The sequence below is a fragment of the Mycobacterium appelbergii genome (genome assembly GCF_032883035.1).
Taxonomy (GTDB): domain Bacteria; phylum Actinomycetota; class Actinomycetes; order Mycobacteriales; family Mycobacteriaceae; genus Mycobacterium; species Mycobacterium appelbergii.
In genome coordinates, this window is record NZ_JAMQTH010000002.1 from 158,383 (window position 1) to 172,343 (window position 13,961).

Annotated in this window: 13 protein-coding genes; 9 read left to right on the forward strand and 4 right to left on the reverse strand. The window is 66.6% G+C overall.

The features are described from left to right. Positions 1-44 precede the first annotated feature (44 nt). Positions 45-2,981: an aminotransferase gene (locus M1247_RS05065; RefSeq protein ID WP_317155192.1), complete on the reverse strand. Its 2,937-nt coding sequence runs from the start codon at positions 2,979-2,981 to the stop codon at positions 45-47. Next, positions 2,978-3,862: an alpha/beta fold hydrolase gene (locus M1247_RS05070; RefSeq protein WP_317155193.1), complete on the reverse strand. Its 885-nt coding sequence runs from the start codon at positions 3,860-3,862 to the stop codon at positions 2,978-2,980. The genes M1247_RS05065 and M1247_RS05070 overlap by 4 nt, the downstream gene beginning before the upstream one ends. 174 nt (positions 3,863-4,036) lie before the next feature. Here M1247_RS05070 and M1247_RS05075 point away from each other — a divergent pair, with 174 nt between their 5' ends. The 5 genes from M1247_RS05075 to M1247_RS05095 all read left to right on the forward strand — a co-directional run bounded on the left by M1247_RS05075 (position 4,037) and on the right by M1247_RS05095 (position 7,921). After that, entirely contained in the window at positions 4,037-4,474 is a 438-nt protein-coding gene (locus M1247_RS05075; protein WP_317155194.1) for a VOC family protein, read from the forward strand. Between the two features lie 114 nt (positions 4,475-4,588). After that, positions 4,589-5,119 carry an Rv1363c family protein gene (locus M1247_RS05080; RefSeq protein WP_317155195.1) on the forward strand — a complete coding sequence of 177 codons (531 nt, stop codon included), beginning with the start codon at positions 4,589-4,591 and terminating at the stop codon, positions 5,117-5,119. Further along, complete coding sequence (locus tag M1247_RS05085; protein ID WP_317155196.1) at positions 5,116-5,757, forward strand: hypothetical protein; 642 nt, start codon at positions 5,116-5,118, stop codon at positions 5,755-5,757. Before M1247_RS05080 ends, M1247_RS05085 begins: the two co-directional genes overlap by 4 nt. Beyond that, a complete protein-coding gene (locus M1247_RS05090; protein WP_317155197.1) occupies positions 5,754-6,665 on the forward strand; it encodes an alpha/beta fold hydrolase in 912 nt (303 codons plus the stop codon). Before M1247_RS05085 ends, M1247_RS05090 begins: the two co-directional genes overlap by 4 nt. Then, positions 6,662-7,921, forward strand: a complete 1,260-nt coding sequence (locus tag M1247_RS05095; protein ID WP_317155601.1) for a WS/DGAT domain-containing protein — start codon at positions 6,662-6,664, stop codon at positions 7,919-7,921. Before M1247_RS05090 ends, M1247_RS05095 begins: the two co-directional genes overlap by 4 nt. On the opposite strand, the gene M1247_RS05100 is transcribed toward M1247_RS05095, so the two are convergent. After that, positions 7,918-8,526: a TetR/AcrR family transcriptional regulator gene (locus M1247_RS05100; RefSeq protein WP_317155198.1), complete on the reverse strand. Its 609-nt coding sequence runs from the start codon at positions 8,524-8,526 to the stop codon at positions 7,918-7,920. The genes M1247_RS05095 and M1247_RS05100 overlap by 4 nt on opposite strands. 101 nt (positions 8,527-8,627) lie before the next feature. Here M1247_RS05100 and M1247_RS05105 point away from each other — a divergent pair, with 101 nt between their 5' ends. Both M1247_RS05105 and M1247_RS05110 read left to right on the forward strand, forming a co-directional pair. Further along, on the forward strand, positions 8,628-9,143 hold the full coding sequence (locus tag M1247_RS05105; RefSeq protein WP_317155199.1) for a DoxX family protein: 516 nt from the start codon (positions 8,628-8,630) through the stop codon (positions 9,141-9,143). 106 nt (positions 9,144-9,249) lie between these two features. Further along, a complete protein-coding gene (locus M1247_RS05110) occupies positions 9,250-10,980 on the forward strand; it encodes a DUF3556 domain-containing protein (RefSeq protein WP_317155200.1) in 1,731 nt (576 codons plus the stop codon). Between the two features lie 28 nt (positions 10,981-11,008). Here M1247_RS05110 and M1247_RS05115 read toward each other — a convergent pair whose 3' ends face one another. Next, complete coding sequence (locus tag M1247_RS05115; protein WP_317155201.1) at positions 11,009-11,800, reverse strand: FadR/GntR family transcriptional regulator; 792 nt, start codon at positions 11,798-11,800, stop codon at positions 11,009-11,011. Between the two features lie 204 nt (positions 11,801-12,004). Between M1247_RS05115 and M1247_RS05120 the strand changes: the two genes are divergently transcribed. After that, positions 12,005-13,162 carry a thiolase family protein gene (locus M1247_RS05120; protein ID WP_317155202.1) on the forward strand — a complete coding sequence of 386 codons (1,158 nt, stop codon included), beginning with the start codon at positions 12,005-12,007 and terminating at the stop codon, positions 13,160-13,162. Beyond that, a complete protein-coding gene (locus M1247_RS05125; protein WP_317155203.1) occupies positions 13,159-13,956 on the forward strand; it encodes a crotonase/enoyl-CoA hydratase family protein in 798 nt (265 codons plus the stop codon). Before M1247_RS05120 ends, M1247_RS05125 begins: the two co-directional genes overlap by 4 nt. Positions 13,957-13,961: the final 5 nt, after the last annotated feature.

Sequence of the window (13,961 nt, forward strand, 5' to 3'; positions counted from 1 at the left end):
GCCGAGGGCATAGGCCACGATCTCCGCTGCACTCACCGCACCGGTTACCAGCCTTCGGTGAGTACGCGGTCCAGCGTGTCCGCGTAGAAGTCGGCGGCTTCGATGTCAATGCACAAGGGCGGCTTGGTCTTCAGAATGTTCTGGTGATCGCCGGTGGGCTGGATGATCACTCCGAGCTCGAGCATCCGGTCGCAGATCAGCGCGGTCTCCTCGGTGGCGGGCTCCAACGTCTCCGGGTCACGCACCAGCTCCACTCCCAGATAGAGGCCTACGCCGTGCACGGTCCCGATGAGCGGATGCTTGGCCTCCAAGGCCTGCAAGCGTGACTTCAAATGTGATCCGACGCGGACCGCGTTCTCCTGCAACCGCTCATCGCGAAGCGTGTCGAGCACGGTGATGCCGATGGCGCAGGACAGTGGACTGCCGCCGGTCGAGGAGAAGAAGTAGCCCTGGCTGCGGAATGCCTCGGCGATCGCCCGGCTGGTGACCACAGCGCCCAGGGGATAGCCATTGCCGGTGGACTTCGCCATCGACACGATGTCGGGCACCACGCCCTGCTGCTGGAAACCCCAGAACCATTCGCCCAGCCGGCCGTAACCGACCTGCACCTCGTCGGCGACGGCATAGCCTCCGCCGCCCCGCACGGCGGCGTACACCTGTGCCAGATAACCGTCGGGCAGGGCCATGCCACCGGCGTTGCCGTACACCGTCTCGCAGATGAACGCCGCCGGTGCCCGGCCGTCGGCCGCCAGTTGCTCGATCTGGGTCACTGCTTCGGCGGCGTACCGGCCCACCTCTGCTCCGCGGTACTTTCCGCGGAACGAGTTCGGCGACTCCACCGTGTGTACCCAATCCGGCCGGGTGGCAAGCGCATTGGGATTGTCGGCGGTCGACGTCGACACCGCGTCGGTGCCGTAGGTCCACCCGTGATAGGCCTCGCGCATCGAGACGACATCGCGGCGTCCGGCTGCCGCCGTCGCCAACCGCAGTGCCAGATCACTGGCTTCCGAGCCGGAATTCACCAGAAACACGGTGTCCAGCGGCGCGGGGAGCAGGTCGGCGAGGCGTTCACTGAATTCGACGACCGACGCATAGTTGAACCGCGAGTTGGTGTTCAGCCTGCGCAGCTGTCGGGCCGCGGTGTCGGCCACGCGTGGATGGGCATGCCCCAGCATGGTCACGTTGTTGACCATGTCGAGATAGGTTCGTCCGCTGGTCGCCATCAGGTAGTGCCGCCAGCCGCGCTCGATCTGCGGCGGCGTGCGGTAGTAGTGCTCCTGCACAGGTGCGAACGTCCGGTCGCGGCGGGCGATCAGATCGGTGTCGGTGGGTTCGGCGACCAACTCCGGCAACCCGAGCAGCGGGCGGGGATCACGGCACAGGGCCAACCATCCCGGAGCGATGGTGGGCGCGACCAGCGTGGGTGCGACCGGTGCACCGACCGGCCGGACCGCCATGTCGATCCGTCGGCCCGGCTCGGCGACACCCAACGCCGTGCCGGCCGAGACCGACAGCCCGGTCAACGTCAGCTCGTAGTCGCGACCGCAGAATGTCACCGCGTCGGCCGAACGCTCGATGATCTTGCCGTCCCACGGGGCGGCCAGCTCAACGGATTCCGCCGTCCACAGGCTGATGCCGGTCGGCACCACGGCCGGCTCGACCTGGCTCAGTGCCGGTGTGCGGGACAGCATGGGCACGCCGAACCGGGTGAGCACCAAACGTGCCCCGTCGGCGATCGCGGCGCGGGCGAGTTCGTCCTCAATGCCGGGACGGATCCAGCCGCCAGGCTCGAAGGCGGAATCGACGGCATCAGAGGTCGCCGAAAAGTCAAGCGTCACCACAGATTGCGGATCGATCCCGGCGACCATCGGCGTGGAGACCACGGGGGCGGGCGGTGCGGCCAGACACAGGTCCGCCTTGATCAGTGCAGTCATCACCTCGATCGGCACCGAAGTGGCCTGTTCGAACATCCGCCGTTCGCCCGCGGACTGCTCGGTCACATAACCGTTGTGCGGATCGATCGAGGCCTGCTGCGCCCCGCTGACGATCAACACCGCGGTCCGCAGGACCAGCAACGGCCACAACGCTTCTGCCTCAGCCGCGCTGAGTGGACGGATGTCGTGGAAGGCGCGGACGCCGGGCAGAACAGAGGTCGGATCCGAGCCGGGATGTTGCAGCACCGACGACAGCGTGACGGCCAACTCGGAGACGGCCCAACTGTCCGTCAGATCGCCGAAATCGATGATGCCGTCAGGATGGACGACGCCACCGGGGCCATGAGACACCATCACGTTGGCGTCGGTGAGGTCGGTGTGTACGGCCTGGCGGGGCAGGACGTCGGCGAGGGGTGCGATGCGGGTCCAGGCGTCGCGGGCGGCGGCGGCCAACAACTCTCGGTGGGATGGATCCGCGACGTGGGACACCAGCGTCGACACCACCTCGGCGCCGTACCGAAGATCCCACTGCAGGACGCGGTCCAGGCCAGGATGGGTGAACGTGGCCAACGCCCGGCTGATCCGTCCGGCCAGCGCTCCCAGCTCGGCGATCGTGGACGGTGACAGGTACCCGGACTCCAGTAGGGCGCCGCCGGGAAGGTAACGGAGCAGCCGCACATACGCGGTGCCGACAGCGCCGTCGATCAATCCCGTTACTGCGGCTCGGATTTCGCCGCGCTCGTTGGGCAGCGGCACCGCCACGCGTAACCCGGGCTCGGCCGTGGCGATCAGCTCAGCGGCCAGATCCTGTGCCGCGAGCTCGGTTTCGTTGAACGCCGGGTTGGCGATCTTGAGCACACCGAGGATCTCGTCGTCGCGCCGGACCAGGAAGTTCTTGTCCTGTTGGCTGCCCAGGGATTGCACCTGTGCCTGTACGCCGAACCTGGTGGCCAGGATCTCCTGCGCCCGCGCCTCGTCGACCCGGGGGGCGGGCAGTTCAGGCTCTTCCAGAAAATTGAAGCCGACGGTGCGGCGGGTGGTGCTCACCGTTTGATGAAATCGACGACGACCTCGGAGAAGGCGTCGTTGTCATCACCGGCGGCGGTATGGCCCGCGTCGGCCAACTCGACGAACTCCGCGGCAGGCACCTTCTCCAAGAAATCCTGGACGCCCGCGGCACTGACCACGTCGGAGAGCTTGCCCCGGATCAGCAGGATCGGGATGGTCAGGTTGATCGCCGCCTGCTCGAGCTTCTCGATCCGGATGAAGGGATCGTCTTCGGGCTTGGTCAGGAACGCCGGGTCCCAGTGCCAGTACCAGCGGCCGTCGCGCAGCCGCAGATTCTTTTTCAGGCCTTCGGGACTGCGCGGCTTGGTTCGATACGGCAGATAGGCCGCGACCGCGTCGGCGGCCTCCTCCAACGAATCGAAGCCGTCCACATTGGAGAACATGAAATCGCGGATGCGGGCGCTGCCGTTCTTCTCGAACCGGGGCACCACGTCCACCAGCACCAGCTTCGTCACCAACTCGGGCCCCGCCTCGTGGGCCGCGAGGATCCCGGTCAAACCGCCCATGCTGGCTCCGACCAGCACCACCGGACGGTCGATCTGATACAGCACCTGCAGCACATCGGCGCACAGCGCGTCGACCGAATAGTTGGCACTGGGGGAGCGGGCGCTGTCACCGTGACCGCGCGCGTCCAGCGCGACCACATGCAATCCCTGGTCGGCGAGGATCTGCCCGGTGTTCTTCCAGGAAAACCGGTTCTGCCCACCGCCATGCAGCAGTAGCACGGTCGGCCGGTCCCGATCGGATCCCGTGGCGGCCGCCGACCCCTTGTTCCACTCGTCGCCGATCAGCTCGAGGTCGTCGACACCCCGGAATACAACGGTCTCTGATTCGCCTTGCTCGGATTTCCTGGTAGTCACGAACATTCCTCTCGGCGCGGCCCCTGGCCTCACGTTACCCAGGAAGATTTCAGCCCGGTCTGCGGCCCGATGTTACGTGGGCCGGGCGCTTCGACCTGGCGCGATGAGTTTTCGTTGCCGCGACGGTCTGACGGACAGAGCGTCTGACACATCCACTGCAGAAGGAGCCGCGCCATGCCTCAGATCACCCCGTCCCTGTGGTTCGATCACAACCTCGCGCAAGCCGCCGAGTTCTATGTTTCAGTGTTCCCGAACTCGTCGATCGAGCAGGTGAACGACGTCTGGGGCACCTTCGTTCTGGACGGCAACCGATTCATCGGCATCAATGGAGGCCCGCAGTTCCCGTTCACCGAGGCGGTGTCGTTCACGGTCGACTGCAAGGACCAGGACGAGGTGGATTACTACTGGAACCGGCTGGTCGACGGCGGCGAGGAGTCGCAGTGCGGCTGGCTCAAGGACCGGTACGGCCTCAGCTGGCAGATCGTGCCGGAGCGACTGTACGAGCTGCTCCAGGACCCGGATCCGGCTCGTGCGAAGGCAGCGAACGACGCCATGATGGGAATGCGAAAGATCGTGGTCGCCGATCTGGAGGCAGCCGCCGAGCACGCGTGAGCGGCCGCCGGCATACCGCCCATTACGGTGTGATCGGCGGCACGTACGTTGGATCGCACGCGTACATGCCCCGCACGCGATGACCGGTCCGCCGTGCCACCGAGGAGCTGATCTATGGCAGACGACACCGCCACACCGGACGCTGAAGGCACGGTCGAGCCCACCGGGCGACTGCGGCGCGCGGCGATCGTCGGTGTCGTGGTGGTGGTGGCGCTGGCCGGGCTGGCCGGCTGGCTGGGGTTTCGGGCCTACGAGTCGCATCGCGCCCAGCAACTGCGCGACACGTTCCTTGAGGTCGGGCGACAGGGTGCGTTGAACCTCACCAACGTGGATTGGGAACACGCCGACGACGATGTGCAGCGGGTGCTCGACTCGGCCACCGGGACGTTCTACGACGATTTTCAGAAGCGGGCAGAGTCGTTCACCGAAGTTGTCAAACAAGCCAAGTCGAAGTCGGTGGGCACCATTGACGAGGTAGGGCTGGAGTCCGCCTCGGACAACGAGGCGAACGTTCTCGTCGCGGTCACGATCAACACCTCGAATGCGGGTGCACCCGAACAGGCCCCGCAACATTGGCGGATGCAGCTGACCGTGCAGAAGATCGGCGACGAGGTGAAAGTGTCGAAAGTGGACTTCTCGGAATGACCGACGACAACATGACCCACGACAACGACGACGACGTGCAGGAAACTCCCGACCAGCCGGACGACCAGGTTGTCGACGAGGCTGTGGACGACAGCGAGGAGTCCGACGAGGCCCCGGAAGCGACGGATCAGGCTCCCGAACCCCGCAAACGCGAGATCGACTGGCCCCGCGTCGTGGTGTTCGGTGTGCTGCCGGCGTTGGCGTTGCTGTTGGCGGCAGTCGCGGGATTCCTGAAATGGCAGGACAATTCGGTCCGGCACGCCGAAACGGCGGCGTCTCAGGCCAAGCAGGCCGCCCACGACACCATCGTGGCGATGCTGTCCTATCAGCCTGATCAGGTCGACCAGCAGCTCGGTGCGGCCAGGGAACTGCTCGCCGACGGCTTCCAGCAGCAGTACACCGAGCTGACCACCGATGTGGTGATCCCCGCGGCGAAGCAACAGCAGGTCACCGCGGAGGCGACGGTGCCTGCTGTGGCCTCGGTTTCGGCCACCCCGGATCATGTCGTGGTGCTGGCGTTCGTCAACCAGTCGGTGACCGTCGGCCAGAACCCACCCAGCGCGACCGACTCGAGTGTCCGGGTGACCCTCGACAAGATCGACGGCAGGTGGCTGATCTCGGAGTTTCAACCAATATGAGTGAGCCGCGCTGGATCGACGTGACGGCGCCGACCGTCCAATTGCGGGCATTGGTATGGGGTGCAGACGATGCACCGATCGCATTGTGTCTGCACGGATTCCCGGACACGGCCTACGGCTGGCGCAAGGTCGCCCCGCTGCTGGCAGACGCGGGCTGGCGGGTGGTGGCGCCATTCCTGCGCGGGTACGTGCCCTCGTCGATCCCCTCCGACGGCAGCTATCACGTGGGCGCGTTGATGGACGACGCGCTGCGCGTGCTGCAGTCCGCGGGGCCGACCGGACGTGATGTGCTCATCGGGCACGACTGGGGCGCGATCGCCGCATCCGGGTTGGCCGCCATGCCCGAGGCCCCATTCGACCGCAGCGTGATCATGTCGGTGCCGCCCGCCGCGTCGTTCCGGCCGCTGGGCCGGGTGGCCGACGGGGCCAGGCTGGCACGGCAGCTACCGCGTCAGCTCAAGCGCAGCTGGTACATGATGTACTTCCAATTGCCCTGGCTGCCCGAACGATCCGCGTCCTGGGTGGTGCCACGGCTGTGGCGGCAATGGTCACCGGGATACGACGCGGCCGAGGACGTACGGCACGTTGACGCGGCCATCGGAGCCCCGGCGCGTTGGCGGTCCGCGATCGGCTACTACCGGGCGATGCTGCGTGGGACCAAACCCCCGGACCGGTACCGCGAACTGCACGAGCACTGGCTGTCGCCGCCGCGACTGTCGACGCTGTACCTGCACGGAACTGACGACGGCTGCGCCGCACCGGATTACGCCCATTGGGTGGAGAGAATACTGCCCGACGGCAGCGCGGTGGACATCGTCGAGGACGCAGGCCACTTCATGCAACTGGACCAACCAGAGGCGGTGGCGCGCCGCATACTCGACTTCATCGGTAACGCGAAAGGAAGCTGACAGTGCGCAGGTTGGCGGCGATCGACGCCCAGACCTGGTGGTCTTCGACCAAGATTCCCAACGACCAGTTCCTGCTGTACGGGTTCGCCGGCGTGCCGGCAGATCTCGACGCCGCGCTGAACGAGGTCCGGGAACGGGCCCGCCACTGTGCCGAACTGACACTACGGGTGCGCGACGACTGCCGGCTGACCTATCCCGCGTGGGTGTCCGGCGATGTCGAAGACGACCAGTTCACGGTGCATGCCCTCGGATCACCGGACTGGAACGGATGTTTGACCGTCGTCGGCGGACTTGCCTGCGACCAGCTCGACGCCACCAGGGCCACCTGGCGGCTGCACGCGTTCCCCGGGGTGCGGGGTATGCCCGGTGCCGACGGCCCGGCGACCGTGGTGGTGCTGCAGGCCAGCCACGCGCTGGGTGACGGCGTGCGGGCCTCGGCGTTGGCCGGGTGGCTGTTCGGCAGGCAGGCGCCGGTTTCACCCGTGCGTTCGCGGTCGTTCGTCAGCGCTGCGCTGCCGTGGCGGACGGTGCGCGCGGCACGTGCGCACCGGCTACTTGTGAGTGATACCGAATGCGGTCGCGTTGCCGCACAGGCCGAGTCACGTCCACTCCTCCGGAGCAACAGTCGACCGGCGGGCGCGCGCCGGCTGCGGACGATTACCCGGCACCGGGCCGAATTGCCGGGGCCGACGGTGACCATCGGCGTGCTGGCAGCCGTTTCCACCGCGCTGAGTGAGCATCTGCGGACATTCGGCGACGATCCGTCAGCGTTGGGTGCCGAGGTGCCGATGGCGAAACCCGGTGCCCGGCGAGCGCTCAATCATTTCGGCAACGTGGGCATCGGCCTGTATCCGGATTTGAGCTGGGACGCGCGGATCGCCCGCATCGTCGAGGATTTCGCCGAGCGCCGCCAACGCGCCGCCCATCCCGCCATGCTGGCGTCCGGCCGGGCGTTCGAGGCAACGCCTGCACCGCTGTTGCGGTGGGGGGTGGCGCAATTCGACCCGACCGTGCGACCAGCGACGGTGAGCGGCAACACCGTGCTGTCCAGCGTCAATCGCGGTGCGGCAGATCTGCACTTCGGCGGCGCACCGGTGGCGGTGACGGCCGGTTATCCGGCGCTGTCACCGATGATGGGCCTGACCCATGGCGTCCACGGCATCGGCGACACCGTCGCGATCAGCCTGCATGCGGCAGAGTCCGCCGTCGGCGACATCGACGCCTACCTGGAGCGGTTGGACCGTGCGCTCCGCTAACCGCGGCGCAGTGCAGCGATGCCCGTGTCGAGTGCGGCCTCCAGATAACTGAGGTCTCCGGTGGCCAGCATGACGCCGACGCCACCCTGGACACCCGCCAGCAGAGCCGCGGCCACCCGGTCGGCATCGAGGTCGGCGGCGACCTTCCCCTGGCCCTGCATATGCCGCACACCCGTGGTGATCTCGTCGTGCCACTGCCGCAGCAGTGCCTTGGTGACCGCCTGTGCGCCCGGGGTGGTGCGGCCGATCTCCGACATCAACATGCTCAGCGGGCAACTCTGCCCCTGCCGCCGGTAGCGCTCGACGACCGCGTCACGCCATCGCTGCCAGGCCGCCCACGACGTCAGCTCACCCAGATACGGCTGCTGGTCTTCGAGCACCAGCTGAGCTTCACGTTCGGCCACGGCAAGCAGCAGTTGGTCCTTGCCGTCGGGGAAGTAGTGGAACAACTGGCTTTTGGAGGTCTGGGTGCGGGCCCGAATATCGTCGAGCGTGGTTTCGGCCACCCCGCGGCTGCGAATCTCGGCCGCGGCGCCCTCGATGATGCGCCGTCGGGTCGCCTCGCCTTTGATCGTGAACTTCTGCACCTGCAGGTCCGGACCCATGGACCCAAACGATACGCGGCACGCCGTCCGCACCGTCTTGAGCACGGGGTCTACCGATGGGGGCTGGGCAGCGGCTTAACACATAGCCTAGATTCTGTTACATGGCTTCTGACGTCGCGATCCTGATTCTTCGTGTGGTTCTTGGCCTCACCATGGCCGCACACGGCTACAACAAGTTCTTCGGCGGGGGGCGGATCCCCGGCACCGCAGGGTGGTTCGAGAGCATCGGCATGAAACCGGGTGCGTTCCACGCCCGGGTCGCCGCAGGCACCGAGATGGCGGCGGGTATCGGGCTGGCCCTGGGGCTGCTCACCCCCGTGCCCGCTGCCGGGTTCGTCGCGCTGATGCTGGTGGCGGCTTGGACCGTGCACCGGTTCAACGGCTTCTTCATCGTCAAGGAGGGCTGGGAGTACAACCTCATCCTCGCCACGGCCGCGGTGGCGATCGCGGGCACCGGCGCCGGCCGCTACAGCCTGGACCATCTGCTGTTCGCCGGCACCGGCTTCTACGATCTGCTGCACGGCTGGTGCGGGATGGTGATCGCGGTGTTGCTCGGATTGGCCGGCGCTATCGGCCAGCTGGTCATCTTCTACCGCCCACCGGCGAAGACGGGCTGATTTTTCTCCGCCGAGCAGACAGTTCGGTACCCGGAAACCGCCCTCGCCGGGGACCTAACTGTCTGTTCGCGTGAGGCCGGACTAGAACACGTTCTAATCTGACGGTATGGGCTTTCTCAAACAGGAAACTCCGCAGATCGATTTCCAGGAGTGGAGCAAGGGCACCCGCGCCGAGAAGATCCAGCCGATGGCCCGGCACTGGGCTGAGGTCGGGTTCGGCACCCCGGTCGCACTGCACCTGTTCTACGTCGTCAAGATCGGTCTGTACATCCTTGGCGCCTGGCTGATCGTGCTGAGCACCGCGGGCATCGACGGATTCACCGACGTCGGCCAGTGGTGGACCGAGCCGATCGTCTTCGAGAAGGTCGTGCTCTACACGATGCTGTTCGAGGTCGTCGGCCTCGGCTGCGGCTTCGGCCCGCTGAACAACCGGTTCTTCCCGCCCATGGGATCGATCCTGTACTGGTTGCGGCCGAAGACGATTCGGCTCCCGCCGTGGCCGAACCGGATCCCGTTGACCAAGGGTGACAGCCGCACGGTGTTCGACGTCGTGGTGTACGCGGCCCTGCTGGTGGTGTTGTCGGTGGCACTGTTCTCCGACGGTGGCGGGCCGATCCCAGAACTGGGTACCGAGGTCGGCGTGCTGCCGATGTGGCAGATCTGGGCCGTCCTGGTGTTGTTGGCGCTGGCCGGCCTGCGCGACAAGGTGATCTTCCTGGCCGCCCGCGGGGAGGTCTACGCCTCGTTCACCGTCGCGTTCCTGTTCGCCGGTCACGGCGTCGACATGATCATCGCCGCCAAGCTCGTCTGCATGGCGATCTGGATCGGCGCAGCCACCTCCAAGCTCAACAAGCACTTCCCGTTCGTCATCTCGACGATGATGAGCAACAACCCGGTGTTCCGGTCGCGGTTGATCAAACAGAAATTCTTCGAACACTTTCCGGACGACCTGCGTCCCGGCCGCCGGTCCCGCTGGCTCGCGCACTTCAGTACCGCGATCGAGATGTTGGTGCCGGTCGCCCTGCTCTTCTCACACGGTGGCTGGCCGACGGCCGTCGCCGCGTTTGTGATGATCTGCTTCCACTTCGGAATCCTGTCCTCGATCCCGATGGGCGTGCCACTGGAGTGGAACGTGTTCATGATGTTCTGCGTGGTGACGCTGTTCGTCGGCCATGCGGGCGTCGGGCTCTCCGACATGACCAGCCCGCTGCCGGTACTGCTGTTCCTGGTGCTCGCAGGCACTGTCGCGTTGGGAAACCTGTTCCCTCGCAAGGTCTCCTTCCTGCCCGGCATGCGTTACTACGCGGGCAATTGGGACACCTCGCTGTGGTGCATGAAACCGTCGGCTGCCGAGAAGATCGAAAAGGACATCGTCGCGATCGCCAGCATGCCCGCCGCCCAGATGGAGCGGTACTACGGCAGCCCGGAAACCGCGCAGATGTACCTGTACATGGGATATGCGTTCCGCGGCTTCAACTCCCATGGTCGGGCACTGTTCACCCTGGCGCACCGGGCGATGGCCGGTCACGACGAGCACGACTACACGGTGACCGACGGGGAGCGGATCGTGTCCACCGCCATCGGCTGGAACTTCGGTGACGGTCACATGAGCAACGAGCAGTTGGTCGAGGCTCTCCAGTCGCGTTGTCGTTTCGAACCGGGCGAGGTGCGCATCGTGATGCTCGACGCGCAGCCGATCCACCGGCAGACCCAGCAATACCGGCTCGTCGATGCCGCCACCGGCGAGTTCGAGCGCGGCTACGTGAAGGTCGCCGACATGGTCACCCGCCAGCCATGGGACGACACCCTGCCGGTCTACGGGGTGACGGGGCGCTGATCCGCAAGCTACTCAGCCCACTGCGCCCTCAGCCCATCACATCCCGGACCTTGACCGTCTCGATGCCCTGCAACATGAGGCCCCGCGCGGTGTCGAGGTGTTTGCGCCAATGGGACTCGGCCGCATCGCCGTCTCCGGAACGGATCAGTTCCATCAGGCGACGGTAGGACCGCATCAGTTTCTCGTAGTCGGCTTTGGACACCGGCCGGCGCTCTTTGAACAGGAACGCGGTGTGCCGCACGGTGATCTCGTGCAGCATCCCGGCGATGATGCCCAGGGTGGCGTTGCCGGACAGCTCGACGACGCGACGGTGGAAGTCGCCGGTGGTCTCGGCCAGCCGATCGGACTGGTGGTCTTTCGGCAGATGCTCGGCCAGCAGTTGGTCCAGCTCGGCGAACGCCTCCTCGGTGCCGTTCTCGGCCAGCAGGCGGGCCGCCATCGGCTCGATCGCGGCTCGGGCGACCATGACGTCGGCGATGTCGGCGCCCGAGAGCTCGAGCAGCAGGCCGGCCGGGCGTGCGACGATCTCGGGCCCGGGGACCCGCACGCGGGCGCCGGTGCGGGAGCCGCGACGCACCTCGACGAGGCGTTCGGATTCCAGTACCCGCACCGCCTCGCGTAGGGTGGGGCGGCTCACCCCGAAGTGGCTCATGAGTTCGGCCTCGTTGGGCAGGAAATCGCCGTCTTTGAGTTGCCCGTCGACGACCATGCGGCGGAGCGTGCCTGCGACGAGCTCAGCGGTCTTCGGCGACCGGACCGCGGCCCGTGGCGTCATCGCGTCGGGCCCGATCATCGGTGCCAGCGGTGTGGTTCGAGCCACCAGATACTCCCAGGTCTCCCAACTCGCGCGTGGCCGGAGTGGCCAGCTGTACAACTCAGTAAACCATCTGTCCGGGCAAACCGACGGCACGTCGGAGCGAGATCACTTCGACCAACCAGTAGGTTGACCTAGTAAACCTACTCGTCTAGTTTCGGTCTCAGCGCCCATTCGGGTTACAGCTACCCATCTTCGAAGGAGAAGTTCATGGCTGAAGCCGTCATCGTCGAGGCCGTCCGGTCACCGGTCGGCAAGCGCAACGGTGGATTGTCGGGTGTCCATCCCGCGGATCTGTCCGCGCAGGTCCTCAACGGCCTGGTCGCTCGCGCCGGAGTCGATCCGGCTTTGGTGGACGACGTCATCTGGGGTTGCGTGATGCAGGCCGGTGAGCAGTCGATGGACATCGGCCGTACGGCGCTGCTCGCGGCCGGCTGGCCCGAGACGGTGCCCGGCGTGACCGTCGATCGGCAGTGCGGCTCCAGCCAGCAGTCCGTGCACTTCGCCGCGGCCGGTGTGGTGGCAGGCCACTACGACGTCGTCGTCGCAGGCGGCGTGGAGTCGATGTCCCGTACGCCGATGGGCGCCTCGCTGGCCAACGGGGGCAATCCGTTCTCGCCGGGCTTCAAGGCCCGCTACGACCGCACTCCCAACCAGGGCGTCGGCGCGGAGATGATCGCCGAGCAGTGGGGCCTGGACCGCACGGCGCTGGACCAGTTCTCCCTCGACTCGCACGAAAAGGCGGCGACCGCCCAGGACGCCGGCGCCTTCGACGACCAGATCGTGGCGATCAAGGTGACGGACGCGGACGGTAAAGACAGCGCGGTACTCAAGGACGAGGGCATCCGCCGCGGCACCACCCTGGAGAAGATGGGCCAGCTCAAGCCGGCATTCAAGGAGGACGGTGTGATCCACGCCGGCAACTCCAGCCAGATCTCCGACGGATCGGCGGCACTGCTGTTCATGTCCGCGGAGAAGGCGAAAGAGCTGGGCCTCAAACCACTCGCCAAGGTGCACACTGCGGTGCTGGCCGCCGCCGACCCGGTGATCATGCTGAGCGCGCCGATCCCGGCCACCCAGAAGGCGCTGAAGCGGTCCGGTCTGAACGTCGACGACATCGGGGCGTTCGAGGTGAACGAAGCGTTCGCCCCGGTTCCCATGGCGTGGCTCAAGGACATCGGCGCCGACGAGGCGCGTCTGAACCCCAACGGCGGCGCGATCGCACTGGGTCACCCGCTCGGCGGCTCCGGCGCCCGCATCATGACCACGCTGCTCTATCACATGCGGGACAAGGGCATTCAGTACGGCCTGCAGACCATGTGCGAGGGCGGCGGCCAAGCCAACGCAACCATTCTGGAGCTGCTGTGACCGACAACAATCAGCCGGGCGCGCTCGTCGAGCGCAAGGGCAACGTCATGATCGTCACCATCAACCGGCCGGAGGCGCGCAACGCGATCAACGCCTCGGTGAGCACCGGTCTCGGTGACGCACTGCAGGCCGCGCAGGACGACCCCGAGGTACGCGTGGTGGTGATCACCGGGGCGGGGGACAAATCGTTCTGTGCGGGTGCCGATCTCAAGGCGATATCCCGTGGCGAGAACATCTTCCACCCCGAGCACCCGGAGTGGGGTTTCGCCGGCTTCGTCAGCCACTTCATCGACAAGCCGATCATCGCTGCGGTCAACGGCACCGCGCTGGGCGGCGGCACCGAACTCGCGCTGGCCAGTGACCTCGTCGTCGCCGAGGAAAACGCGAAATTCGGTCTACCGGAGGTGAAACGGGGCCTGATCGCCGGGGCAGGCGGGGTGTTCCGCATCGCCGACCAGTTGCCTCGCAAGGTGGCGCTGGAGCTGTTGTTCACCGGCGAGCCGATGGCTTCCTCGGATGCGTTGGGGTGGGGCCTGATCAACCAGGTGGTGCCGGACGGGACCGTGGTGGACGCCGCGCTCAAGCTGGCCGAACGCATCACCGGTAACGCACCGCTGGCCGTGCAGGCCAGCAAGCGGGTCGCCTACGGCGCCGACGACGGTGTGGTCCCCGGCGACGAACCGGGTTGGACCCGCACCAACCGGGAGTTCAGCACGCTGCTGCGCACCGAAGATGCCAAAGAAGGACCGTTGGCGTTCGCCGAGAAGCGTCAACCCGTATGGAAAGCCCGGTAGGCCAA